This window comes from Rhodanobacter denitrificans, assembly GCF_000230695.2.
In the GTDB taxonomy this organism is placed as follows: Bacteria; Pseudomonadota; Gammaproteobacteria; order Xanthomonadales; family Rhodanobacteraceae; genus Rhodanobacter; species Rhodanobacter denitrificans.
The window spans coordinates 1,544,819-1,569,068 of sequence record NC_020541.1; the positions used below are offsets into that span (position 1 = coordinate 1,544,819).

Here is a 24,250-nt window from a genome sequence, read left to right on the forward strand (position 1 = left end):
GTTCCGGCGGGAGCGCGTGCAGGCCATGGCGGCAAGGCAGCCCGCGGCAGCAACGCTTGACTCTGGACTTCGATCAAAGGTCTAGACTGTGCCGCATGAACACGCAAACTCCCTCCCTGACCATCGGTGCCGTCGCCAAGCGCGTCGGCGTGGCGATCGACACGATCCGTTATTACGAGCGCGAGGGCCTGCTGCCCGAGCCGCAGCGGCGGGCGTCCGGCTACCGCAGTTACGGCGACAGCACGGTGGCGCAGCTGCGCTTCATCCGCCGTGCGAAGGAGCTCGGCTTCACGCTGGAGGAGATCCGCGAGCTGCTGGCGCTGTCGGCCGATCGCCTGCGCGGGGTGAAGGCGGTGAAGAAGCGCGCCGAGCAGCGGCTGGCGGCGATCGAGCAGCGCATCGCGGAACTGCAGCGCGTGCGCGATGGCCTGGCGCAGCTGGTGGCCTCGTGTCCGGGGCATGGCAAGCCGGAGCATTGCCCGATCCTGCGCGCTTTGAGCGATGACGAGGTGAAGGCATGAGCGGGCAAGCTTCCTGCTGCGCGGGCGGCGACAAGCCGGCGGCCGGCGCGGCGATCGATCCGGTGTGCGGCATGACGGTGGACCCGGCGATGGCGAAGCACCTCAGCACGCTCGACGGGCAGACGTTCCATTTCTGCAGCGCGGGCTGCAAGGCGAAGTTCGATGCGTCGCCGGCGACTTACCGGGCTGCCGGGCAGAAGCCTGTGGGGAGCTGTTGCGGTGGCAAGGCGGCGGACGACCATGCGAACCACGAGCATGCCGATCACGATCACGCCGATCACGGGCACGTCGATCACGGGCATGCGCGCGTCGTGAAGGACCCGGTATGCGGCATGACGGTGGATCCGCAAACGGCGAAATACCACGCCGAGCATGACGGCCAGACGTACCATTTCTGTTCCGCGCGCTGTCGCGAGAAGTTCGTGGCCGATCCGTCGGCCTACCTCGGCGAACGCCAGCCCGCGCCGCCGGTGCCGGCCGGCACCATCTATACCTGCCCGATGCACCCCGAGATCCGGCAGGTCGGTCCCGGCCATTGCCCGATCTGCGGCATGGCGCTGGAACCGCTGATGCCGACGCTGGATGAAGACGACGGCGGCGAGCTGGCGTCGATGACGCGGCGCTTCTGGTGGCTGGTGGTGCTGACCGTGCCGACCCTGCTGGTGGCGATGGGACCGCACCTGTTCGGCTGGCACCTGCCCGCGCCGTGGGACGGCGTGGCGGCCTGGACCGAGGCGCTGCTGGCCAGCGTGGTGGTGTTGTGGGGCGGTGCGCCGTTCTTCGTGCGCGGCTGGCGCTCGCTGAAGCCCTGGCGTCCGAACATGTACACGCTGATCGCGCTGGGCACCGGCGTGGCATGGCTGTACAGCGCGGTGGCGTTCCTGCTGCCGGACATCTTCCCGGAGGGTTTCCGCGACGCCGGCGGGCGGGTTGCGGTGTACTTCGAATCGGCGGCGGTGATCGTCACCCTGGTCATGCTGGGCGATTTCCTGGAGTTGCGCGCGCGCCGGCGCACCGGCGCGGCGCTGAAGGCGCTGCTGGGGCTGGCGCCGAAGACCGCGCGGCGCATCGCTGCCGACGGCAGCGAGGCCGACGTGGCGCTGGACGCGGTGCATGCCGGCGACGTGCTGCGCGTGCGCCCCGGCGAGAAGGTGCCGGTCGACGGCGTGGTGATCGAGGGCGACAGCCACGTCGACGAGTCGATGCTCACCGGCGAGCCGATGCCGGTGGCCAAGGCGAAGGGCGATCCGCTGACCGGCGGCACCGTGAACCAGGACGGCGCGCTGACCATGCGCGCGCAGAAGGTCGGCGGCGAGACCATGCTGGCGCAGATCGTGGCACTGGTGGCAGCCGCCCAACGCAGTCGCGCGCCGCTGCAGCGCGTGGCCGACCAGGTGGCGGCGTGGTTCGTGCCTGCGGTGGTGGCGGTGGCCGTGCTGGCCTTCGCGGCGTGGGCGATCGTCGGCCCGGAGCCGCGGCTGGCGCACGCGCTGATCGCGGCGGTGTCGGTGCTGATCATCGCCTGTCCGTGCGCGCTGGGCCTGGCCACGCCGATCTCGATCATGGTCGCCAGCGGCCGCGGCGCGCAGCACGGCGTGCTGTTCAAGGACGCCGGCGCGATCGAGCGTCTGCGCGACATCGACACCCTGGTGGTGGACAAGACCGGCACGCTGACCGAAGGCAAGCCGGCGCTGACCGAGCTGGTGGTGCTGGGCGGCCAGCCGCGCGAACGCCTGCTGGCGCTGGCCGCCGCGCTGGAACGGCCGAGCGAGCATCCACTGGCGCGGGCGATCGTCGTGGCGGCGGACGCCGAAGGCGTGGCGACGCTGGCGGCGACGGATTTCCGCTCGCTGACCGGCCGCGGCGTCAGCGCGAAGGTGGACGGCAGCGCAGCGGCGCTGGGCAATGCGAAGCTGATGGCCGAGTCGCGCGTGGCGATCGGCGAGGAGGCCGGCGCTCGCGCCGAGCAACTGCGTGGGCAGGGTGCCACGGTGATGTTCCTGGCCGTCGACGGCGCGCTCGCCGCCTTGCTGGCGGTGGCCGACCGGATCAAGCCGGACACGCCGACGGCGATCGCGGCGCTGCACGCGGCCGGCCTGCGCATCGTGATGCTCACCGGCGACAACGCCACCACCGCGCAGACGGTGGCGGGCACGCTCGGCATCGACGAGGTGCACGCCGACGTCTCGCCGGCCGACAAGGCCGCCGTGGTGAGTCGGCTCAAGGCCGAAGGCCGCCGCGTGGCGATGGCCGGTGACGGCATCAACGACGCGCCCGCGCTGGCCGCTGCCGACATCGGCATCGCGATGGGCAGCGGCACCGACGTGGCGATGGAGAGCGCGCAGGTGACCCTGGTCAAGGGCGAGCTGGGCGCGATCGTGCGTGCGCGCACGCTGTCGCAGGGTACCGTGCGCAACATCCACCAGAACCTGTTCTTCGCCTTCGTCTACAACGCGGTCGGCGTACCGCTGGCCGCCGGCGTGCTGTACCCGTGGTTCGGCATCACGCTGTCGCCGATGATCGCCGCGCTGGCGATGAGCCTGAGCTCGGTGTCGGTGGTGAGCAACGCACTGCGCCTGCGCCGGCTGCGTCTGTGACGCCGTGCCCGCCATGGGCGGCGCAGGGGGCGTTCATTCGTTCGTTTGTTCGGGTGATGCTTTAAGCTTTGTGCTTCCCGTTTGTTCGAAGTCACTGCATGAGTCGCACTCTCGCCGAATGGCTGGCGTACCAGGAACGCGTCAACGTCCACAGCATCGAGCTGGGACTGGACCGGGTACGCGAGGTGTGGCGACGGATGGGCGCGCCGGCGCCGGCGAAACGGGTGATCACGGTCGGCGGCACCAACGGCAAGGGTTCCACCGTGGCCCTGCTGGAGGCGATGTTGCGCGCGGCCGACCTGCGCGTGGGCGCGTTTACCTCGCCGCACCTGCTGGAATACAACGAGCGCGTGCGCATCGACGGCGTCGACGCCGATGACGCCGCGCTGGTTGCCTCGTTCGAGCGGATCGAGGCGGTGCGCGGCAGCGTCCCGCTGACTTATTTCGAATTCGGCGCGCTGGCCGCGCTGGACCTGTTCGCCCGCGCCGGGGTCGACGTGGCGGTGCTGGAGGTGGGACTGGGCGGGCGGCTGGACGCGGTCAACATCGTCGATGCCGACGTGGCGGTGATCACCACGGTGGACCTGGACCATATGGAGTGGCTCGGTCCGGATCGCGACAGCATCGGCCGCGAGAAGGCCGGCATCGCGCGGGCCGGGCGGCCGGCGATCGTGGGCGAACTGGACCCGCCGGCTGGTCTGCTCGACGCGCTGGCCGAGCGCGGCGCGCGGGTCGAGCGGGCCGGCATCGACTTCAGCGTGGAGCGGCACCAGGACGGCTGGCGCTGGCTCCATCGCGACGGCAGCGCGATGGAGCTGCCCGATCCGGCGCTGGCGGCGCCGGTGCAGTACGCGAATGCGGCGGCGGCGATCGCCGCGTTGCACGTGCTCGGCCTGGGGGCGCTCACACCGAGCGCCTTTTTCGCGGCGGTCAGCGCCGGCCTGCACGAGGTACGGGTGCAGGCGCGATTGCAGTCGATCGGCGGTGAGCCGCCGCTGGTCGTGGACGTGGGCCACAACCCGCAGGCCGCCCGCGCGCTGGCCGAATGGCTGGACACGCAGCCGCCGGCGCGGGTGCACGCGGTGTACGGCGCGCTGGCGGACAAGGACGTAGCTGGAGTGATCGGCGCGCTCGGTACGCGCATCGGCCACTGGCATCTGGCCGGGCTGGACCAGGCCACTCCGCGCGGCATGCCGGTGGCGACGCTGGCCGCGATCCTGCAGCAGGTACTGCCGCAGGCGTCGTACGGCGTGCATGCCGACGTGCCCGCTGCGTTGGCGGCGGCGCGTGCGGCTGCGCAACCGGGCGAGCGCATCCTCGCGTTCGGCTCGTTTTTCGTGGCCAGCGCGGTGCTCGCTGAACGCCACGGTTGAGGCTGGCTCATGGCGTCCGGCGCGGGCAGGTATAATCGCGCCGTTGTGCACTGCGTTTGCCGCCCTGGAGCGAAAACTTGAAAACACGCCTGCTGGGAGCCGCCGTCCTGATTGCGCTGGCGGTCCTGTTCGTGCCGATGTTCTTTTCCAGCACCCCGCCGGCGCCGGGCGGCGACCAGGCGGTCAGCCTGGCGATCCCTCCGGCGCCCGACCGCGACCTGCAGACCCGCACCATGAGCCTGGCGCCGGATGCCCCGGCAGGCGCTTCGAGCGCCGCAGGCCAGTCGACGCCGTCGGCGACGCCGGCCTCGAGCGACCGGCTGGCCACGGTGAACATCGGCTCCAGTCGCCCGCGCGACATCGAGACCGATCCCGAAGCAGGCAAGCCGCCGCAACCGACCACGGTGACCACCGGTTCGGGTACCTCGCCGGGCCAGCCGGTGATTCCTCAGCAGGCCAACCCGCCGGCGGCCGGCGCGAACACTAGCACGGCGCCGGCGACGAAGCCGCACACGGTGGCGATCACGCCGCCGCCCAGGCCGGCGGCTCCGGCCGCGGCGCCGGTGGCTACTGCGCCTGTGCCCGCGCCGGCCGCGGGACGCGGCAACTACACGCTGAACCTCAGCGCCTACGCCAATGCCGCCGGCGCCGCCAACCTGGTGCGCCGCGTGCGGGCGCTGGGTTATCCGGTCGGCGGCCACGCCATCACCCAGGCCGGCCAGCCGCGCACCCTGGTCATCGCCGGGCCGTTCGAGACGCGCGCCGCGGCCGAGGCCGCGCGCTTGAAGATCACCCAGTCGATTCCCGGCGTGCCGGCCCGGCTCGAACAGGATGCCAGCCACGAAAGCGGCGCGGCGGCGACGTCGCCGCCGGCGGCCACGAGCACTGCCAGGGCCGGCGGCTGGGCCGTGCAACTGGCGGCGATGAGCGACCAGGCCGATGCGAATGCGCTGCGCGACAAGTTGCGTGCGAACGGCTTCGACGGCTTCGTCGATTCGGTGCAGTCCGGCGGCAGGCGTCTGTGGCGCGTGCGCGCCGGTCCGCAGACCCAGCGCGGCGACGCGCAGCGGGTGCACGACCAGATCAAGGCGAAGCTGGGCATCGACGGCAACGTCGTGCCGGTACCCTGAGCGCCGGTTCCGGCACGCGGACTGACGAGGCAAGCAGGTGAACTGGACCGACTACATCATCCTTGGCGTGCTGGCCCTGTCGGTCTTCGTCGGGCTGTGGCGCGGCCTGATCTCCGAAGTGCTGGCATTGGCGATCTGGGTCGCCGCGTTCTGGGTGGCGTGGCTGCTCGGCCCCGCCGCGGCCGCGCGGCTGGAGCACGTGATCGAGCTGCCGTCGGCGCGGATCATCGTGGCCTACGGGCTGTGCTTCGTCGCCGTGCTGATCCTCGGCGCGCTGCTGCGCTTCGTGATCGGCAAACTGGTCCAGAGCACCGGGTTGTCCGGCACCGACCGCCTGCTGGGCATGCTGTTCGGCTTCGTGCGCGGCGTGCTGCTGGTGACCGTGGCGGTGTTCCTGATCGGCTTCACCGCGTTCACGCGCGATCCATGGTGGCGGCAGTCGGTGCTGCTGCCGCGCTTCCAGCACGTGGCGGCCTGGCTGGGCCAGCAAGTGCCGCCGGGCGTGCGCGAATACCTCCATCCGCCGGCGACGCTCGGCCGTCTGTCCGGCTTGCCGGCGGCGTTGACGGCCCCCATCTCGGGTACGGCGCCCGCGCCGGCGGCGAGCGCGCGGCATCCGGCGACGACCGGCACGGCCGTGCCGCCGCGGACTTTCTGAATCATCCTCTGAAGCAGGCAACAAACCATGTGCGGAATCATCGGCATTGTCGGTACCACCGAAGTGGCATCGGCGCTCTATGACGGGCTGACGGTGCTGCAGCACCGCGGCCAGGATGCGGCCGGCATCGCCACGGTGGACGGTGCGCGGCTGCGCCTGCACAAGGGCAACGGGCTGGTGCGCGACGTGTTCGGGCAGAGCGCGATGAGCGGCTTGCGCGGGCGCATCGGCATCGGCCACTGCCGCTACCCCACCGCCGGTTCGGAAGGCTCGGCCGAGGCGCAGCCGTTCTACGTCAACTCGCCGTACGGCATCGCGTTCGCGCACAACGGCAACCTGGTCAACACCGATGCGCTGCGCCGCGAGATGTTCCAGGACGACCGCCGCCACATCAACACCGACTCGGATTCCGAAGTGCTGCTGAACGTGCTGGCGCACGAGCTGCAGATCCAGGACCGCATGGCGCTGACCCCGGACCACATCTTCAAGGCGGTGGCCGGCGTGCATGCACGTGCCCGCGGCGGTTACGCCTGCATCGCGCTGCTGCTGGGCTACGGCCTGATCGCGTTCCGCGACCCGAACGGCATCCGCCCGCTGGTGCTGGGCGAGCGGGTCAACGGCGAGGGCCGCGAGTACGCGGTGGCGTCCGAATCGGTGGCGCTGGACATCCTCGGCTTCAAGCGCATCCGCGACGTGGCGCCGGGCGAGGCGGTGATCATCACCGACGACGGCCAGTTGCATACCCGCCGCTGTGCCGAGGGCGCGCCGCACACGCCGTGCATCTTCGAGTACGTCTACCTGGCGCGGCCGGACTCGATGATCGAGGACGTCTCGGTGTACAAGGCGCGCCTGCGCATGGGCGAGAAGCTGGCCGCGAAGATCCTGCGCGAGCGGCCCGACCACGGCATCGACGCTGTGATCCCGATCCCCGACACCGCACGCACCGCCGCCAGCGCGCTGGCTGGCGCGCTCGGCGTGCCGTTCCGCGAGGGCTTCGTCAAGAACCGCTACATCGGCCGCACCTTCATCATGCCGGGGCAGGGCGAGCGGGTGAAATCGGTACGCCGCAAGCTCAACGCGATCGACCTGGAATTCCGCAAGAAGAACGTGCTGCTGGTGGACGACTCGATCGTGCGCGGCACCACCTCAAAGCAGATCATCCAGATGGCCCGCGACGCCGGCGCCAGGAACGTCTACTTCGCCTCCGCCGCGCCACCGGTGCGCTACCCGAACGTGTACGGCATCGACATGCCGTCGGCCTCGGAGCTGGTCGCCGCCGGGCACACCGAAAAGGAGATCGAGCGGACGATCGGCGCCGACTGGCTGATCTACCAGGATCTCAAGGACCTGATCTGGGCGGTGCAGGACGGCAACGAGGAACTGAAGCAGTTCGACACCTCGTGCTTCTCCGGCGAATACGTCACCGGCCTGGACCGGAGTTACCTGGAACAGATCGAGATGCTGCGCTCGGACGACGCCAAGGCCGCGCGGCGGGCCGGCTGAGCCCCGCATCGCACGCGCAGGAACGCACCTTGTCCGCAAGGGGCTTCCTTCGGTCGTGCGCGATAGCGGTTCGTCACGTGACGGAAAAGCATCGCTCACAAGGTGCGCTCCTGCAGGGTTCGTCGTGACCGATCTGCACACCGCCGCCAAAGCCTGCCTCGACGCCAGCGCGCCGGACGAGAAGCTCCGCCTGACGCACGCGACCTGGCAGGCCTTCGAGCGTGGCGAGTTGCGTGCGGACGCCGCCGCGCCGCCGCCGGTGCCGATCGGCCCGCCCGGTCGCCCGGCGAAGCCGCGGCTGGTCAGTGCGCGCCAGCTTCCGCAGCGCGGCCTGGGCAGCGCGGAAGGCCGCGCGGCGCTGGTGCACGCGGTGGCGCATATCGAGTTCAACGCGATCAACCTGGCGTGGGATGCGGTGTATCGGTTCCGCGGCATGCCGGCGGACTATTACCGCGACTGGGCCAGCTGCGCCCACGACGAGGCGCGTCATTTCGCCCTGCTGTCCGACCGGCTAGCCGAGCTGGGCCACGCCTACGGCGACTTCGACGCGCACGACGGCCTGTGGGAGATGGCCGCGAAGACGGCCGGCAGCGACACCGCGCGGATGGCGCTGGTGCCGCGCGTGCTGGAAGCGCGCGGGCTGGACGTCACCCCCGGCATGATCGAACGGCTGCGCGGACTCGGCGACGAGCGCACGGTGGCGATCCTGGAAGTGATCCTGCGCGAGGAAGTGGCCCATGTCGCCGCCGGTACCCGCTGGTACCGCCACTGCTGCGAGCGCGACGGCCTCGACCCGATCGAGACGTTCTTCACCCTGCTGCGCGACTGCATGGGCGTCGGCCTGCGCGGCCCGTTCAACCGCCCGGCGCGGCTGCAGGCCGGCTTCGTCGAGGCGGAACTCGACCGACTGGCCGCACTGGTCCCGCCAGCGGCCGCGCGTTGAGGCGAAGCGGTAACGGTTCGTCGTTGCCTACAGGCCCGAAGGGTAGGTGTCCGGTGGCTCGTGGCGGGTCCAGTGTTCGGTGATGTCGAGCGGCTCGACCGCGCTGGTCTCGTCGAGGTGGAACAGGGCGTCGAATTGCCGGCTCAGCGAGGCGCTGAAGTAATGGCTGGCCAGCTCCGTCTCGGGCCGGTACACCACGCCGATGGCCCGTTCGAGCAGCGGCGCGGTCAGCCCTTCGGCCAGCGTGCCGGACAGCGGCAGGAAGAAGCGGTCCAGGCCGCTGGTGTAGAGCAGGTGCTCGCAGCTGTCCTTGTGCGCGGGGCGCACCCAGCGCCTTTCGGCCGGCGCGTCCCAGTCGTGCGCGGCGGTGACGTGGCCGGTATAGGTGGTGAAACCGACCAGCAGGGCCTGCGCAGCGCCGGCCTGCTCGCGCAGCAGCTGACCGACGTTCCATTCGCCGCGCTCGCCCATCTGCGTGGCGCGGGCGTCGCCCAGATGCGAGTTGTGCGCCCACACCACGATGCGGCCCTGCCGCCCCTGTGCGCGCAGGTGCCGGCGCAGGGCGAACAGCGTGTCTACCATGTGCGCGTCGCGCAGGTTCCAGGTGTTGCTGCGGCCGCCGAACATGGCGCGGTAGTACTGCTCGGCATGCAGCACGACGTGCGCGTTGCGTTCGGCGAAGAACTGTTCGTCGCGCGCCGCCGGGCCGTCTTCGGCCAGGTAGGCCGGTGCCTTGCGCAGCAGTTCGACGAGCAGGGCCGCGGCGGCGTCGCGGCAGGGCGGGCGCAGGCCGGTGGCGGCCTCGAAGCCGTAGGTCTGCGGTTCGCGTACGTGGTCCAGCGCGACATAGAGCCGGCGCGCGAGCATGGCCTGGTCGGGGTCGACCGCTTCGAGGTAGTCGATCACCGCGTCGGCCGAGCGGTACAGGCTGTACAGGTCCAGGCCGTAGAAGCCGGCCCGCGCGGCGGCCGGAAGCCCGGCATTGCGGGCCCGCAGCCACTGGATGAATCCGCGTACCGCGTGGTTGCGCCACATCCAGGTCGGGAAGCGCCGGAAGTCGCCGAATGCCTCGTCGATCGAGGCGTCGCCGACGCCGCGGACGTGGCGATTGAGGCGGTACGCGTCGGGCCAGTCGGCTTCCACCGCCACCGCATCGAAACCCAGTTCCCCGATCAGCCGGCGGGTGATCTCCTCGCGCATCGCGTAGAACTCGTGCGTGCCGTGGCTGGCCTCGCCCAGCAGCACGAAGGGGCGTTCGCCCACCATGCGCAGCAGCGGGTCGTAGTCGCGATCGTCGCCGTCGAGCGGCACTGCCGCGTCGCGGATGGCGTCGAGCAGGGGAGGGTGGCGGACGATCACGGGCGCCTCCATACACGCGGTCGCCGCAGCGGCGATGGCGCCAGCTTGGCAGCGGAACCGGGTGCCATGTTGATGCAGGTCAACAAGTGCGGCGGCGGATGGCACACAGTACGCCACAGGCACGCTGGCTGCCGCCGGTGCCGTGCGGCGCCGCGCTGGAGTGCATCCCGATGGTCTCACTGCCGTTTCTCGATCGCGACGATGCCGGCCGGCAACTGGCCGACGCGCTGGCCCACTACCGGGGCACGCAGCCGGTGGTGCTGGCGATTCCGCGCGGCGCGGTGCCGATGGGGCGGGTCGTCGCCGACGCGCTGGGTGGCGAGCTGGACGTGGTGCTGGTGCGCAAGCTCGGCGCACCGGGCAACCCCGAGTTCGCCATCGGCGCGGTGGACGAACACGGCAGCGTGCTGCTCAATGAATACGCCGCCGAGGCGGGCGCCGACACCGCCTATACCCGGCGCGTCGCGCAGCGCGAGTTGGCGCTGATCCGCGAGCGTCGTGCGCGCTACCGCCCCGGCCGGCCTGCGACGGTTCTCGCCGGGCGGACGGTCATCGTGGTCGATGACGGCCTGGCGACCGGCGCCACGATGGTGGCGGCATTGCGGGCGGTTCGCGCGCAGGGGCCGGCGCGACTGGTCTGCGCGGTACCGGTGGCCGCGGCGGACAGCCTGGCGCGCGTGTCCGCCCTGGCCGACGAGGTCGTTTGCCTGGCGACGCCGCGCCCGTTCCATGCGGTCGGTTCGCACTATCTCGATTTCGACAGTGTCGCCGACGAAGAGGTGATCGCCCTGCTGACCGGCCCGGCCGCCAAGGGGGCACCGGCGTCGCTGCCGCCGGAAGGCCCGGTTCATATCCCCGCCGGGCAGGTGGTGCTCGAGGGCGACCTCGTCTCCCCGCCGTCGCCGCGCGGCCTGGTGCTGTTCGTGCATGGCAGCGGCAGCAGCCGGCACAGCACGCGCAACCGTTACGTCGCCTCCGTACTGAATCGACGCGGTTTCTCCACGCTGCTCTTCGACCTGCTGACGCCGCAGGAGGATCGCGACACGGCCGCGCGCTTCGACGTGCCGCGACTCGCCCGGCGACTGGACGCGGCCGTGCAATGGGTGCGGCAGCAGGTCGCCCTGCGCGATCTGCCGCGCGGCCTGTTCGGCGCGAGCACGGGCGCCGCTGCTGCGTTGATGGTGGCCGCGGCCCGGCCCGGCGAGATTGACGCGGTGGTATCGCGCGGCGGACGCCCGGATCTGGCCGACACGTCCAGTCTGTCGCGCGTGCAGGCGCCGACGCTGCTGATCGTGGGAGGCGCCGACCTGCAGGTGCTGGAGCTCAACCGGGCGGCCCAGGCGGCGATGCCGCAGGGCGCGAGCCTCACCGTGGTGCCGGGGGCCACCCATTTGTTCGAGGAACCCGGCGCGTTGGAACAGGTGGCGGCCATCGCTGCCGACTGGTTCGCGCGCTGGCTCTGACGCGCGTGCGGCAGGCCGCTCCGGAGCGGCGCTTGGAGGTCCTCCGTGGCCGCCGCCGACGTTCGCTTCCATCACGCACGACGCTGCAGGAGAACTGCCGTGTTCGCCATGGTACTGACCGCCATCGGCCAGCCGCTGAGCTTGCGGGAACTGCCCGACCCGCAGCCGGCGGCGGGGGAGGTCCGCTTGCGCGTCGAGGCCTGCGGGGTGTGTCGCACCGACCTTCACGTGGTCGACGGCGAATTGCCGCGGGTGACGCCGCCGGTCATCCCAGGGCACGAGATCGTCGGCCGCGTCGAGGCGCTGGGTGAGGGCGTGACGGCCCCGGCCGTCGGCGACCGGGTGGGTGTGCCGTGGCTGGGGCATGCTTGCGGCGTGTGCCGGTACTGCGTCATGGGCGCCGAGAACCTGTGCGATACGCCGCAGTTCACCGGCTACACGCGTCCGGGCGGATTCGCCAGCCACGTGGTCGCCGAGGCGGCCTACTGCATTCCCCTGGATCGCCACGGCGATCCGGTGGCGCTGGCGCCGTTGCTGTGCGCTGGCCTGATCGGCTGGCGCTGCCTGTCGAAGGCGGGCGCGGCCGATGCGCTGGGCCTGTACGGCTTCGGCGCGGCGGCGCACGTCATTGCCCAGGTCGCGCGCTGGCAGGGCCGCCGGGTGTTTGCGTTCACCCGGCCAGGCGATGCCGAAGGGCAGGCGTTTGCGCGCTCGCTGGGAGCGGCGTGGGCAGGCAGCTCCCTCGATCGGCCGCCGCAATGGCTGGATGCGGCGATCGTGTTCGCGCCGGACGGCGGCCTGATACCGCTGGCCCTGCAGGCGGTGCGCAAGGGCGGCCGCGTCGTGTGCGGCGGCATCCACATGTCGGAGATCCCGGCGTTTCCCTACCGGCTGCTGTGGGAGGAACGGCAGCTGCTGTCGGTGGCGAACCTGACCCGCGGGGACGCGAAGGACTTCTTCGCCGTGGTGCCGCAGGCGGGCGTGGCGACCACCACCGTCGCGTACCCGCTCGATCGGGCGAATGAGGCGCTGTCCGACCTGCGCCACGGCCGTATTCGCGGCGCTGCGGTGCTGACCTGCCAGCCCGGCTGACGCATGGCGCGGCCGCCGGGATTGGCACCCCAGGCGCCGATCCTTGCGCCGCTGCCGGCTCAGCTGATCCGCAGATGGTCCTCGACCATGCGCACGCCGGGCGTGGACCATGCGGCACGCTCGACCGCGCGGCGCTCCTCCCAGTTGTCGACGTCGCCCTCGATGCTCACCGTGCCGCCGTCGTCGACCACGACGCGGATCCGGGCCGCCTCGATTTCGGCCTGGCGCCGCAGCGCGTTGCGGATGCGTTCCTCGACGTCGGCAGGAATCGCCGCCGGCGTCAGCGCGATCGCGTTGGTCACCCCGAGCACGCCCGACAAGCGGCGAACGCTGGCTTCCGCTGCCTCGCGCTGGTAGTTCCAGCGCACCTCGCCGGTCAGCGTGACCCAGCCGTCCTGGACCTTCACATGCACCGCGTCATGCGGCGAGGGCGAGCTCCAGGCGAGGATGTTGAGCGCGCGCTGGGCAATCTCATCGTCGTTGGTCTTCTTGGCCGCGGCGAAGCGCACCTGGATTTCCTGCGCGATCGCCTTGACGCCCTTGACGCGCCATGCGGCACGTTCGGCGGCGACCTTCTGCGTGTAGCTCGGGACGTGTCCGGAGAGCGTGATCACGCCGTTCTCGCATGTCACGCCGATGTCCGCCGCATCGATGCTGGGCTCGAAGTCCAGCTCGTCGATCACGTCCTGCCGCAATTGTTTGTCGCTCATCGCACACCTCCGGGGAGGGAGCCAGGGGAGAGTGAATTACCGTCCCGTTCCACCGCAGCCGTATTGATCGACGTCAACGCACGTCGCGTTTGCCGGCATCCGCCGCCACGAAAAAGGCCACCCGGTGAAGGGTGGCCTTTTTCGTGATCTGGTCGGGGTGACAGGATTCGAACCTGCGACTTCTACGTCCCGAACGTAGCGCTCTACCAGGCTGAGCTACACCCCGTGGGAAGCCGCGTATCTTAATCGCCGATCGGGGGCTTGGCAACAGCTTCGATGCATCCGCTGGACGATCCGCTGGGGAAGGGCGGCGGCGTTCTGTTAATCTTGACGGCTGCCGTCGTGCGGCCTGTCACGCGACGGAACGTCTCCCATCGTCAGTAGAGGATTCCATGGCGCTTACCCCGGCCCGCACCATGCCCGGCGTGCTCGAGCTGCTGCCGCTCGACCAGATCGCGTTCCAGCGCATGCTCGACGTGATCCGCCGCAACTACGAGCGCTTCGGTTTCCTCCCGGTCGAGACGCCGGTGATCGAATACTCCGACGTGCTGCTGACCAAGAGCGGTGGCGAGACCGAGCGGCAGGTGTACTTCGTGCAGTCCACCGGCGCGCTGGGCAAGGCCGACGAGGGCACACCCGAACTGGCGCTGCGCTTCGACCTCACCGTGCCGCTGGCGCGCTACGTGGCCGAGCATGAGCGCGACCTCAGCTTCCCGTTCCGCCGCTACCAGATGCAGAAGGTGTACCGCGGCGAACGCGCGCAGCGCGGGCGCTTCCGCGAGTTCTACCAGTGCGACATCGACGTGATCGGCAAGGACACGCTGTCGGTGCGCTACGACGCCGAGATCCCGGCGGTGATCTACAGCGTGTTCCGCGAGCTGGCGATCGGGCCGTTCACCATCCAGCTCAACAACCGCAAGCTGATGCGCGGCTACTTCGAGAGCCTGGGCATCGTCGATGGCGAGCAGCAGATGCTGGTGCTGCGCGAGGTGGACAAGCTGGACAAGCGCGGCGCCGACTACGTGCGCGACACGCTGACCGGCGAAGCGTTCGGCCTGAGCGCCGAGGTGGCGGCGAAGATCCTCGCCTTCGTGCAGGTGCGTTCCACCACGCTGCAGGATGCGCTGGACAAGCTCGATGCGCTCGGCGCCGGCCCGGAAGCGATGGAGCAGGGGCGCAGCGAACTGAAGGAAGTGCTGGGCCTGATCCACGCGTTCGGCGTGCCACAGACGCACTACGCGCTGAACCTGTCAATCGCCCGCGGTCTCGACTACTACACCGGCACGGTCTACGAGACCACGCTGAACGACCACCCGCAGATCGGTTCGATCTGCTCCGGCGGGCGCTACGAGAACCTGGCCGGCCAGTACACCAAGTCGCACCTGCCCGGCGTCGGCATCTCGATCGGCCTGACCCGGTTGTACTGGCAGCTGCGCGACGCCGGCCTGATCGATACGGCGAAGAGCACCGTCGACGTGCTGGTGACCCAGATGGACGAGGCGCAGCTGCCGGCCTACCTGGCGCTGGCCGGCGAGTTGCGTGGTGCCGGCATCGCCACCGAGGTGGTGCTGGAAGGCGGCAAGCTGGGCAGGCAGTTCAAGTACGCCGACCGCGCCGGCATCCGCTTCGTGGCGGTGCTGGGCGAGGACGAACTGGCCCGCGGCGTGGTGACGGTGAAGGACCTGCGCCGCGAGGACCAGTTCGAGGTGGCGCGCGGCGAACTGGTCAAGACGCTGCGGGTGGAGCTGGAGCAGGCCGCGGCGATGGGCTGAGTGCCACCTTCCCGGTGATCCATGACAGACGACGCAATCCATCCATGAGGCAGCAGTGAGCACAACCGATACCATCGTCCTCGACGGCAACAGCCTCACCCGCGCCCAGCTGGTGGCGGTGGCGCGCCACGGCAACAAGGTTACGCTGGCCCCGGCCGGACTCGCGCGGGTGCAGCGCGCCGCCGATTTTCTCGCCGACAAGGTCAGCTGCGGCGAACCGACCTACGGCGTCACCACCGGCTTCGGCAGCAACGCCGACAAGCTGCTCGGCGCGCATCGCGTGCGCGACGAGTTGCCGGGCGGGAATCCGCACGCGCCCGAGGGCACGCTGCTGGAGGAGCTGCAGCACAACCTGATCATCACCCACGCCGTATGCGTGGGCAAACCGTTCGGCGAGGACGTGGTGCGGGCGATGCTGCTGATCCGCATCAACACGCTGATGCGCGGTCACTCCGGCATTCGCGTGAGCACGCTCGAAGCGCTCGCGGCGATGCTCAACGCCGGCGTGGTGCCGGTGGTGCCGGAGAAGGGCTCGGTCGGCGCCAGTGGCGACCTGGCACCGCTGTCGCACCTGGCGATCGTGCTGCTCGGCGGCGGCGAGGCGTTCTACCAGGGCGAGCGGATCAGCGGCGCCGAGGCGCTGAAGCGCGCCGGGCTCGCGCCGATCCGGCTGTCATTCAAGGAAGGCCTGGCGCTCAACAACGGCACCGCGCAGATGCTGGCGACCGCCGCGCTGGCGCTGGATGCGCTGGAGCATCTGCTGGATACCGCCGACCTCGCCGCGGCGATGACGCTGGATGCCTTCGCCGGTCGCAGCGGCGCCCTGCGCGCGGACGTCCACGCGCTGCGCCCGCACCCGGGCCAGGTGGAGACCGCGGCACACGTGCGCGAACTGCTGGGCGATTCCACCCTGCTCGACATCCCCTACCACCTGGTGCCACGCTTCAAGCCGTGGAGCGCCGAGGCGTGGAGCGAGCCGGACGACCAGGCGCTCAGCTTCGACATCGGCTGGGACTGGGTGCCGGCCAACCAGCGCCACGGCCGCGAGGCGTTCTACCGCCGCTTCCTGCCGTTCAAGGGCGGCAAGAAACACCAGCCGCAGGATGCCTACAGCCTGCGCTGCATGCCGCAGGTGCACGGCGCGGTGCGCGATGCGTGGGCGCAGGCGTGCCGGGTGATCGACATCGAGCTGAACGCGGTCACCGACAACCCGCTGATCTTCCCGGACAACGACGATGCGCCGTTCATCGAGGAGCAGGTGATCTCGGCCGGCCACTTCCACGGCATGCCGCTGGCGTTGGCGATGAGCTACGTGAAGGCGGCGATCCCGGTGCTCGCCTCGATCTCCGAGCGGCGCCTCAACAAGCTGGTCGACCCGGCCACCAACGACGGCCTGCCGGCCTTCCTCACCGGCAACGAGGACGGCACCGACTCCGGCTTCATGATCGTGCAGTACACCGCCGCGGCGCTGGTCAACGACCTCGCCACGCGCGCGCATCCGGCCAGCGTGTACTCCGTGCCGACCAGCGCGAACGCCGAGGATCACGTCTCGATGGGCGCGAACGAGGCGCGCCACGTGCTGGAGATGATGGAGGATCTCGCTCACGTGCTGGCGCTGGAGCTGTACACCGCCGCGCAGGCGCTGGACTACCGCCAGGAAATGCTGAACGCGGCGCGCCGGCTGGCCAGCCGTGGCGGCTGGCCGGCGCTGGCGGCGAAGATCGCCAACGCGCCACGCGAGGACCAGCCGCACTACGCCCAGTTCGTCGCCGAAGTGCAGCAGCTCGCCGCGGCGCTGGCCCATGCCGGCGATTTCCATGCCGGCGCCGCCGTGCGTACCGCCCACGCGACCCTGCGCCAGCACATCGGCTTCATGCATCGCGACCGCGCGATGGACGGCGACGTGCGCACGGTCTGCGCGCTGGTGCAGCAGGGCGCACTTCGCCCGGCGGCGTGACTCATCCTTTTTTGACGGAAGCCAAGACCATGAGCCTGATCCAGACCCCGGTGTCCTACGGCGAGCTGATCGACAAGATCACCATCCTGGAAATCAAGTCGCGGCGGATCGCCGACGCGGCCAAGCTGGCCAACGTGCGCAACGAGCTGGACCTGCTCAACGCGACCTGGGCCCATGACGCGGCCTCGCGCACCGACATTTCCGGCGAGCGCGCGCATTTGCTGGCGGTCAACGAGCTGCTGTGGGACATCGAGGACCGCATCCGCCTGAAGGAGAAGGCGCAGGCGTTCGATGCCGAGTTCATCGAGCTGGCGCGTTCGGTGTATTTTCGCAACGACGAGCGCGCCGCGTTCAAGCGCGAGATCAATCTCAAGCTCGGTTCGCAGCTGGTCGAGGAAAAGTCGTACCAGGATTACCGCGCGGTGTAATGAGGTGCGCGTAGGGGCCCACTGGTGGGCTCCTACAACAGGTGCATGGCCTGCGCCGCGGCCTCGTAGCGTTCGATCACCTCGTCCACGCCGATCAGATCCATCACGCCGGGCTTCTCGATCTTCGTGCCCCAGGGAATCTCGCTGGCCGGCCTGCCCAGGTACTTGCGCGCCGCTTCGTCGTACTTGTCCACGCACCAGCGGCGGTCGGAGTAGGGGCCGGAACGGTGCGGGTTGCTGGCCGCGTGCAGGCCGAGCACGCGGGTGCCCACGGCGTTGGCCATGTGCATCGGGCCGGAGTCGGGGGTCAGTAGCAGTTGGGCGCGGCCGAGCAGGGCCAGCAGTTTCTTCAGCGTGTCCTTGCCGGTGAGGTCGAGCGGCGGCGACTTGCATGTCGCCAGCACGGCGTCGGCCGCCGCGCGCTCGAAGGCGGAGGGGCCGCCGACCAGCGCCACGCGCCAGCCGCGGGAAGCGGCGTGGTCGATCACCGCGGCGTAACGCTCCGGCCGCCAGTTGCGCAGCGCATGGCTGGAGGTGGGACTGACCAGCAGGGTCGGCGCCTCGCCGGGCAGCTGTTCGGCGGCCCAGGCGTGCGCCTCGTCGGGAACCGGGATGTCCCAGCGTACCTGGGTCTGCTGCAGTCCCAGCGGTTCGCAGAAGCTGCCGATCGCGTCGAGCACATGTTCGCCGGTTCGCGCCGGGATGCGCTCGTTGACCACCAGGCCGTGCAGGTCCTTCGCACGGGCGCGATCGTAGCCGATGCGCCGCTCGGCCTTGATGCCCAGGCTGAGCAGGTTCGAGCGCATGGCGACCTGCATCTGCAGCAGCGCGTCGAAACGCCGGCCGCGCAGCGCCGCATGCACCGCGCGCATGCCGGCCCAACCGGCGGCCTTGTCGAAGGTGACGAACTCCACGCCGGGCAGGTCGCCGACCAGCTTGCGTTCCAGCTTGCCGACGATCCAGGTCAGCGTGGTTTGCGGCCACGACTGCTGCAGGGTGCGCACCAGCGGCACCACGTGGGTGACGTCGCCGATGGCGGAGGTGCGCAACAGGCAGATCGAGGAAGGGCTGGTCATGAGGCTGGGTTAGAATCCGGGACAGTCACCGGGCATGATGATGCAGGAACGAACCCACACCGATGCCGAAGGCGCGATTCTGTTCGACGCCGAGGTATCGCCACAAGTCGGGCACGACTGGTTCGCGCCGGACTACTGGCGCCAGCGCGGTGCGCTGCGCACGCAGGCCGGTGGCCGCGGCGGCGTGGCGATCGTTGCCGCACCGGTGGGTGAATGCGTGCTGCGGCATTATCGTCGCGGAGGCCGGGTCGCCGCGCTGATGGGCGACCGGTATTTTTGGACCGGCGCCGACCGCACGCGTCCGTTCGTGGAGTTCCGTGTACTTGCCGAGATCGCCCGGCTGGAATTGCCCGGCCCGCCGGTAGTGGCCGCGCGGTACCGCCGGCATGGCCTGTTCTATAGCGCCGACCTGATCACCCGCCGCATCGCCGGCGCGCAGACCCTGGCCGAATGCCTCGCCGCCGGTCGGCTGGATGGCGAGCTGGCGGAGGAGGTCGGTGCGCTGGTGGCGCGTTTCCATCGCGCCGGCGTCTGGCATGCCGACCTGAACGCGCACAATGTGCTGGTGGCGCCCAGCGCGCTGTACCTGATCGACTTCGACCGCGGACGCATGCGCATCCCGGCCGCGGGCTGGCAGCGGGCGAACCTGCGACGCCTGCGCCGGTCGCTGCTCAAGCTGGGCGCGGCTGCCGACGGCGAAACGGCATTCGAGAAGAACATCTGGCAACCGCTGCTGTACCGCTACGAGCGTACGCTGACTCCATGAACTGGCATCTGCATTTTCTCGGCGTGGGCGCCGCGCACGCGGTGGCACTGGGCTCGTCGGCGGTGGTGCTGGAACGTGCCGGTGTGCCGATGCTGCTGGTCGACTGCGGCCCCGACACGCTCGACCGCTACATGGCGGCGTACGACGCGTTGCCGCCGGCGGTGTTCATCACGCATACCCACATGGACCACGTGGCCGGACTGGAGCAGCTGTTCATCCGCCTGTGGTTCGACCCGCACCTGCGCGGCACCACCCGGGTGTTTGCCCACGCCGCGCTGGTGCCGTGGCTGCAGGCCCGCGTGGCCGACTACCCCGGTGCGCTGGCCGAGGGCGGTGCCAACTTCTGGGAGGCGTTCCGGCTGGTGCCGTGCACCCGCGGTTTCTGGCTGGATGGCCTGTGGTTCGACGTGTTCGCCACCCGCCACCACGTACCGGGCACCTCGTACGGCCTGGCGCTGGACGGCAGCTTCATCTTCACCGGCGACACCCGGCCGATTCCCGAGATGCTGGCCAGCCGTGCCGGCGGCGACGAGATCATCGCCCACGACTGTGGCCTGGTCGGCAATCCGTCGCACACCGGCATCGACGACGTCGAACGCGAATATCCCGAAGCGTTGCGCGCCCGGCTGCTGCTGTACCACTACGGCAGCGAGGCCGACGGCACCGCGCTGGCCTCGCTCGGCTATCGCATTGCCAGCCCCGGCGAACGCATTGCCCTGTCCGCCCCGATGGAACCCAGGGGCGACGCTGGCTGAATCGGCGCGGGCTTGCTTGCCTGTATGGCCCTGCTGCCGGTATTCTTGCGGACTCTTTGCAGGACTGGATTGCCGCAAGGAGGGTCAAGTCCGCGGAGAGGTGTCCGAGTGGTTGAAGGAGCACGCCTGGAAAGTGTGTATACGGCTTAACCCCGTATCGCGGGTTCGAATCCCGCCCTCTCCGCCAGTTTCGAGTGAGTCACGACTGCCGTCGTGCACGTCCATGGTGGCCCCGTCGGTCCCCCCGCGACGATAGTTCGCAAACTCCGCCAGGTCCGGAAGGAAGCAACGGTAGCGAATGATTCGGGTGCCGGGGTGTGGCTGGCGGGGCCGCCGCCATTTCGGAGCGTGCTTTACTGACTTGCCTGCCGCGACTTGGCACAATCGACCTTCGCCCCAAGGTAGTCAGTCATGTCCTATCAGGTACTCGCCCGCAAGTGGCGCCCGCGCAAGTTCGCCGAACTGGTCGGGCAGGAACACGTGGTGCGCGCGCTGACCAATGCGCTGGACACCGGGCGCATGCACCACGCCTACCTGTTCACCGGCACCCGCGGCGTCGGCAAGACCACCATCGCGCGCATCTTTGCCAAATCGCTGAACTGCGAGCGCGGCCAGTCGGCCGATCCCTGCGGCGAGTGCTCGGTGTGCACGGCGGTGGACGAGGGGCGTTTCGTCGACCTGCTGGAGATCGACGCGGCCAGCAACACCGGCGTGGACGACGTGCGCGAGGTGATCGAGAACGCGCAGTACGCGCCGTCGCGCGGCCGCTTCAAGGTGTACCTGGTCGACGAGGTGCACATGCTGTCGAAGAACGCGTTCAACGCGCTCTTGAAGACGCTGGAGGAGCCGCCGCCGCACGTGAAGTTCCTGCTCGCCACCACCGACCCGCAGAAGTTGCCGGTGACGGTGCTGTCGCGCTGTCTGAAGTTCAACCTGAAGCGGCTGCTGCCGGAACAGATTTCCGGCCAGATGCGGCACATCCTCGCTGCGGAAAACATCGCCTACGAAGACAGTGCGATCGGCGAGCTGGCCCGCGCCGCGGACGGTTCGCTGCGCGACGGCCTGTCGCTGCTGGACCAGGCGATTGCCTACGGCGGCGGCGCGCTGCATGCCGATGACGTGCGCAACATGCTGGGCAGCGTGGCGCGCGGTCAGGTGCTCGGCGTGCTCGACGCGCTGGCTGCCGGCGACGGTGAGCGGCTGCTGGTCGAATGCACGCAGATCGCCTCGTACTCGCCCGACTTCGGCGGCGTGCTGGACGACATCGCCAGCGTGCTGCACCGGCTGCAGCTGATCCAGCTGATTCCCGGCTACCGGCCGGACGAGGACGGTGCCGACGACGATGCACTGACCGCGCTGGCCGGGCGGATCACGCCGGAAGACGTGCAGCTGTACTACCAGATCGCCACCGCGGGTCGCCGCGATCTGGCGCTGGCGCCGGATGCGCGCACCGGTTTCGAGATGGCGCTGTTGCGCATGCTGGCGTTCCGTCCTGGCGACGGTGTGCCGGCCGTGCATGCCGAACGGCCCGCCACGGTTGGCCCGGCAGCGGCGGCACGTCCCGCGCCGGCGGCACCGATGCGACCCGCCGCGACGCTGGAACCGCGGCATGATGCTTCACCGCCGCGAACGACACCCGCACCCACCGCGGCGCCGGTCGCCGCCGCCGCCCCGGTGGCCCGCGACGCCGACGGATTACCGGACTGGGAGGCCCTGATCGAGCGCGCCGGCCTGCGCGGGCCGTTCGGCCTGCTGGCGCAGAACGCGGTATTGCGCGAGCGCGACGGGCAGACCCTGGTGCTGGCGCTGCAGCCGGCGCACATGAGCCTGGCGGTGGAGCCGATGGTGAGCCAGATGGAGGAGCGCATCGGCCACGCGCTGGGCGAGCGCATCCGCCTGCGTTTCGTCAACAGCAGCCAGACTGCCGCCGCGCAGACCCCGGCGGCGCGTGCCGCACAGGCGCGCGATGCGGCGCAGGCCGCGGCCGAGCAGGCGATCGAGGGCGATCCGCTGGTGCAGTCGCTGAAGCGCGAGTTCGGCGCGCGTGTGGTGCCGCAGTCCATCAAACCTTTTGACAGCGAATCGGGAGCCGTGTGATGAGAGGACAGATCGGCCAGCTGATGCAGCAGGCCCAGCGCATGCAGGAAGACATGAAGCGCGCGCAAGAGGAAATCGCGAAACTCGAAGTCACCGGCAGCGCCGGCGGTGGCCTGGTCAGCGTGGTGATGACCGGTGCGCACGAGGTGCGTCGCGTGCAGATCGACCGGCAGACGTTTGCCGACGATCCCGAGATGGCCGAGGACCTGGTTGCCGCCGCGATCAACGACGCGGTGAACAAGGTGGCCGAAGTCAGCAAGAACAGGCTTGGCGGCGTCACCGCCGGGATGAACCTGCCGGCCGGCTTCAAGCTGCCGTTCTGATGAATTCGAGTTCGTTGTAGGAGCACGCTCGCGGGCGATGCTTCCGCTTTGGAGCTCCAGAGAAGGAGCATCGCCCGCGAGCGGGCTCCTACGACAAATTGAGACAAGCATGAGCGGTTCCCCCCTCCTCGCTGATTTGATCGAAGCCCTGCGCTGCCTGCCCGGCGTGGGCGGCAAGAGTGCGCAGCGGATGGCCTTCCATCTGCTGGAGCGCGAACGCGAGCGCGGGCTGAAGCTGGCGGCGGTGATGGAGCAGGCAATGCGGCGCATCGGCCATTGCGAGCGCTGCCGCAACTTCAGCGAGGAGCCGCTGTGCGCGCTGTGCGCAAGTTCCAGCCGCGAGCGCCAGGTGCTGTGCGTGGTGGAGTCGCCTACCGACCTGGCGGCGATCGAGCAGGCCACCGGCTACCGCGGCCAGTACTTCGTGCTGATGGGCCGGCTGTCGCCGCTGGACGGGCTGGGCCCGGAAGAACTGGGACTGGCGCAACTGACCCAGCGCCTGGGCGAGGGCGAGATCGAGGAGCTGATCATCGCCACCAACCCGACCGTGGAAGGCGAGGCCACCGCGCACTACCTGGCCCAGCTGGCCCGTGCCGGCGGCGTGCGGCCGACCCGGCTGGCGCATGGCGTGCCGCTGGGCGGCGAACTGGAATACGTCGACCGCAGCACGCTGGCGCATGCATTCGGCGGCCGGCAACTGCTCGATTGATTACCGCAAGGGAACCCTCATGACCGACACGATTTTCAGCAAGATCGTCCGCCGCGAGATTCCGGCCGACATCGTCTACGAAGACGACGAGGTGCTGGCGTTCCGCGACCTGAATCCGCAGGCGCCGGTGCACCTGCTGTTCATCCCGAAGCGGCCGTTGGCCACGCTCGACGACGCGGCGGCGGGCGATGCCGAACTGCTCGGCAAGTTGCTGCTGGCCGCGGCGGCGTACGCGAAGCGGGAAGGTTTCGCCGGGCAGGGCTATCGCACGGTGATCAATTGCAACGAGGACGGCGGGCAGACCGTGTACCACCTGCACGTCCACCTGCTGGCCGGACGCCGCATGCACTGGCCGCCGGGCTGAGCGCGCAGCCGCCGCATCCCGCATACGAAAACGCCGGCTCGAAGCCGGCGTTTTCGTGTGAACTTACTTCTTCGGCGGAGGCGGCGGAGGCGGCCGCACCACGATCACGCGGGGCGGATAGTAACCGTAGGGATAACCACCCCAGTACGGGCCGAAGCCCGGACCCCAGAACGGGTCATAGAAGCCCGGCGGGTAATTGACGATGACTGGACGTTTCGGCCACAGGTAGACCACGTCAGCCTCGACGCGCGGGTAGGCGTAGTCGAACTCACCCACCTTCTGCGACACCGTGCCATGCAGCGTGCCGGTGACGGTCAGCTCGCGGCCGCGCACGAACACTTCCGGGTCGTAGAAGCCGTCGCGGCAGGCGACGAAGCGGCCCTGGTTCTCACCGCTGTTGCCGGTTTTCGGGCGTGCCTGGCTGTCCAGCGGGCGCGACAGCAGGTAGAAGCAGGTCTGCTGCGGGCCCGGTTCGGTCTTGATGATCTCGCCGCCCCAGCGCACCCGGGTGCCACCCGCGCCGCCTTGCTGGGCGCTGGTGGTGGAAACGTCGGTATAGGTGCCTTCCAGCGGTTTCGGAATCGTCGCACACCCAGCCAGCAGGGCGAGTGCGGCAGCGAGGGTCAATGGGCGATGCAGGGACATGATGATCTC

22 protein-coding genes, 2 tRNA genes and 1 other RNA gene are annotated in these 24,250 nt (G+C 70.0%); 20 read left to right on the forward strand and 5 right to left on the reverse strand.

The features are described 5' to 3' along the window. The first annotated feature begins 95 nt into the window (after positions 1-95). From R2APBS1_RS06945 to R2APBS1_RS06975, 7 genes are all read left to right on the forward strand, one after another. Positions 96-521: a heavy metal-responsive transcriptional regulator gene (locus R2APBS1_RS06945; protein ID WP_007513092.1), complete on the forward strand. Its 426-nt coding sequence runs from the start codon at positions 96-98 to the stop codon at positions 519-521. Further along, on the forward strand, positions 518-3,118 hold the full coding sequence (locus R2APBS1_RS06950) for a heavy metal translocating P-type ATPase (RefSeq protein WP_015447381.1): 2,601 nt from the start codon (positions 518-520) through the stop codon (positions 3,116-3,118). Before R2APBS1_RS06945 ends, R2APBS1_RS06950 begins: the two co-directional genes overlap by 4 nt. A gap of 98 nt (positions 3,119-3,216) precedes the next feature. Then, positions 3,217-4,491 carry a bifunctional tetrahydrofolate synthase/dihydrofolate synthase gene (gene folC, locus R2APBS1_RS06955; RefSeq protein ID WP_015447382.1) on the forward strand — a complete coding sequence of 425 codons (1,275 nt, stop codon included), beginning with the start codon at positions 3,217-3,219 and terminating at the stop codon, positions 4,489-4,491. A 77-nt stretch (positions 4,492-4,568) separates the two neighbouring features. Further along, a complete protein-coding gene (locus tag R2APBS1_RS06960; RefSeq protein WP_015447383.1) occupies positions 4,569-5,621 on the forward strand; it encodes an SPOR domain-containing protein in 1,053 nt (350 codons plus the stop codon). Between the two features lie 37 nt (positions 5,622-5,658). Further along, a complete protein-coding gene (locus tag R2APBS1_RS06965; RefSeq protein ID WP_007513101.1) occupies positions 5,659-6,279 on the forward strand; it encodes a CvpA family protein in 621 nt (206 codons plus the stop codon). Positions 6,280-6,306: 27 nt separating this feature from the next. Next, positions 6,307-7,782 (forward strand): amidophosphoribosyltransferase, encoded by a 1,476-nt coding sequence (gene purF, locus R2APBS1_RS06970; protein WP_007513103.1) that lies wholly within the window; start codon positions 6,307-6,309, stop codon positions 7,780-7,782. 124 nt (positions 7,783-7,906) lie between these two features. Then, the gene (locus tag R2APBS1_RS06975; RefSeq protein ID WP_015447384.1) at positions 7,907-8,725 is read left to right on the forward strand and encodes a ferritin-like domain-containing protein; all 819 of its coding nucleotides are present in this window, start codon (positions 7,907-7,909) and stop codon (positions 8,723-8,725) included. A 27-nt stretch (positions 8,726-8,752) separates the two neighbouring features. On the opposite strand, the gene R2APBS1_RS06980 is transcribed toward R2APBS1_RS06975, so the two are convergent. Further along, positions 8,753-10,084, reverse strand: coding sequence for an erythromycin esterase family protein (locus tag R2APBS1_RS06980; protein ID WP_015447385.1), 1,332 nt, complete (start codon positions 10,082-10,084; stop codon positions 8,753-8,755). A gap of 98 nt (positions 10,085-10,182) precedes the next feature. On the opposite strand from R2APBS1_RS06980, the gene R2APBS1_RS06985 reads away from it, so the two are divergent. Together R2APBS1_RS06985 and R2APBS1_RS06990 are read left to right on the forward strand one after the other, a co-directional pair. After that, entirely contained in the window at positions 10,183-11,547 is a 1,365-nt protein-coding gene (locus R2APBS1_RS06985) for an alpha/beta fold hydrolase (RefSeq protein ID WP_217154271.1), read from the forward strand. A gap of 108 nt (positions 11,548-11,655) precedes the next feature. Further along, a complete protein-coding gene (locus R2APBS1_RS06990) occupies positions 11,656-12,639 on the forward strand; it encodes a zinc-dependent alcohol dehydrogenase family protein (RefSeq protein WP_235645154.1) in 984 nt (327 codons plus the stop codon). Between the two features lie 59 nt (positions 12,640-12,698). Here R2APBS1_RS06990 and R2APBS1_RS06995 read toward each other — a convergent pair whose 3' ends face one another. Together R2APBS1_RS06995 and R2APBS1_RS07000 are read right to left on the reverse strand one after the other, a co-directional pair. Continuing rightward, entirely contained in the window at positions 12,699-13,349 is a 651-nt protein-coding gene (locus R2APBS1_RS06995; protein WP_007513113.1) for a BON domain-containing protein, read from the reverse strand. Between the two features lie 149 nt (positions 13,350-13,498). Then, a tRNA-Pro gene (locus tag R2APBS1_RS07000) sits at positions 13,499-13,575 on the reverse strand. A 166-nt stretch (positions 13,576-13,741) separates the two neighbouring features. Here R2APBS1_RS07000 and hisS point away from each other — a divergent pair. From hisS to R2APBS1_RS07015, 3 genes are read left to right on the forward strand one after another with little or no spacing between them, the layout of a single operon-like run. Next, positions 13,742-15,121, forward strand: coding sequence for a histidine--tRNA ligase (hisS, locus tag R2APBS1_RS07005; protein WP_015447388.1), 1,380 nt, complete (start codon positions 13,742-13,744; stop codon positions 15,119-15,121). Between the two features lie 55 nt (positions 15,122-15,176). Then, positions 15,177-17,078 carry an HAL/PAL/TAL family ammonia-lyase gene (locus R2APBS1_RS07010; RefSeq protein ID WP_015447389.1) on the forward strand — a complete coding sequence of 634 codons (1,902 nt, stop codon included), beginning with the start codon at positions 15,177-15,179 and terminating at the stop codon, positions 17,076-17,078. A 29-nt stretch (positions 17,079-17,107) separates the two neighbouring features. Then, a complete protein-coding gene (locus tag R2APBS1_RS07015) occupies positions 17,108-17,506 on the forward strand; it encodes a DUF6165 family protein (protein ID WP_015447390.1) in 399 nt (132 codons plus the stop codon). A 32-nt stretch (positions 17,507-17,538) separates the two neighbouring features. Here R2APBS1_RS07015 and R2APBS1_RS07020 read toward each other — a convergent pair whose 3' ends face one another. Then, a complete protein-coding gene (locus R2APBS1_RS07020; RefSeq protein ID WP_015447391.1) occupies positions 17,539-18,582 on the reverse strand; it encodes a glycosyltransferase family 9 protein in 1,044 nt (347 codons plus the stop codon). 34 nt (positions 18,583-18,616) lie between these two features. On the opposite strand from R2APBS1_RS07020, the gene R2APBS1_RS07025 reads away from it, so the two are divergent. The 8 genes from R2APBS1_RS07025 to R2APBS1_RS07055 all read left to right on the forward strand — a co-directional run bounded on the left by R2APBS1_RS07025 (position 18,617) and on the right by R2APBS1_RS07055 (position 23,596). Next, positions 18,617-19,348, forward strand: a complete 732-nt coding sequence (locus tag R2APBS1_RS07025) for a 3-deoxy-D-manno-octulosonic acid kinase (protein WP_015447392.1) — start codon at positions 18,617-18,619, stop codon at positions 19,346-19,348. Next, a complete protein-coding gene (locus R2APBS1_RS07030) occupies positions 19,345-20,103 on the forward strand; it encodes an MBL fold metallo-hydrolase (protein WP_007513144.1) in 759 nt (252 codons plus the stop codon). Before R2APBS1_RS07025 ends, R2APBS1_RS07030 begins: the two co-directional genes overlap by 4 nt. Positions 20,104-20,197: 94 nt before the next feature. Further along, positions 20,198-20,290, forward strand: a tRNA-Ser gene (locus R2APBS1_RS07035). 46 nt (positions 20,291-20,336) lie between these two features. Continuing rightward, positions 20,337-20,433, forward strand: an RNA gene (ffs, locus tag R2APBS1_RS19425) — signal recognition particle sRNA small type. An 81-nt stretch (positions 20,434-20,514) separates the two neighbouring features. Further along, positions 20,515-22,200: a DNA polymerase III subunit gamma/tau gene (gene dnaX, locus R2APBS1_RS07040; protein ID WP_015447393.1), complete on the forward strand. Its 1,686-nt coding sequence runs from the start codon at positions 20,515-20,517 to the stop codon at positions 22,198-22,200. Beyond that, the gene (locus R2APBS1_RS07045) at positions 22,200-22,523 is read left to right on the forward strand and encodes a YbaB/EbfC family nucleoid-associated protein (RefSeq protein WP_015447394.1); all 324 of its coding nucleotides are present in this window, start codon (positions 22,200-22,202) and stop codon (positions 22,521-22,523) included. The genes dnaX and R2APBS1_RS07045 overlap by 1 nt, the downstream gene beginning before the upstream one ends. 109 nt (positions 22,524-22,632) lie before the next feature. Then, the gene (recR, locus tag R2APBS1_RS07050) at positions 22,633-23,232 is read left to right on the forward strand and encodes a recombination mediator RecR (RefSeq protein ID WP_015447395.1); all 600 of its coding nucleotides are present in this window, start codon (positions 22,633-22,635) and stop codon (positions 23,230-23,232) included. 19 nt (positions 23,233-23,251) lie between these two features. Next, positions 23,252-23,596 carry a histidine triad nucleotide-binding protein gene (locus tag R2APBS1_RS07055; RefSeq protein WP_015447396.1) on the forward strand — a complete coding sequence of 115 codons (345 nt, stop codon included), beginning with the start codon at positions 23,252-23,254 and terminating at the stop codon, positions 23,594-23,596. 63 nt (positions 23,597-23,659) lie between these two features. On the opposite strand, the gene R2APBS1_RS07060 is transcribed toward R2APBS1_RS07055, so the two are convergent. Then, complete coding sequence (locus tag R2APBS1_RS07060; RefSeq protein WP_015447397.1) at positions 23,660-24,241, reverse strand: Slp family lipoprotein; 582 nt, start codon at positions 24,239-24,241, stop codon at positions 23,660-23,662. Positions 24,242-24,250: the final 9 nt, after the last annotated feature.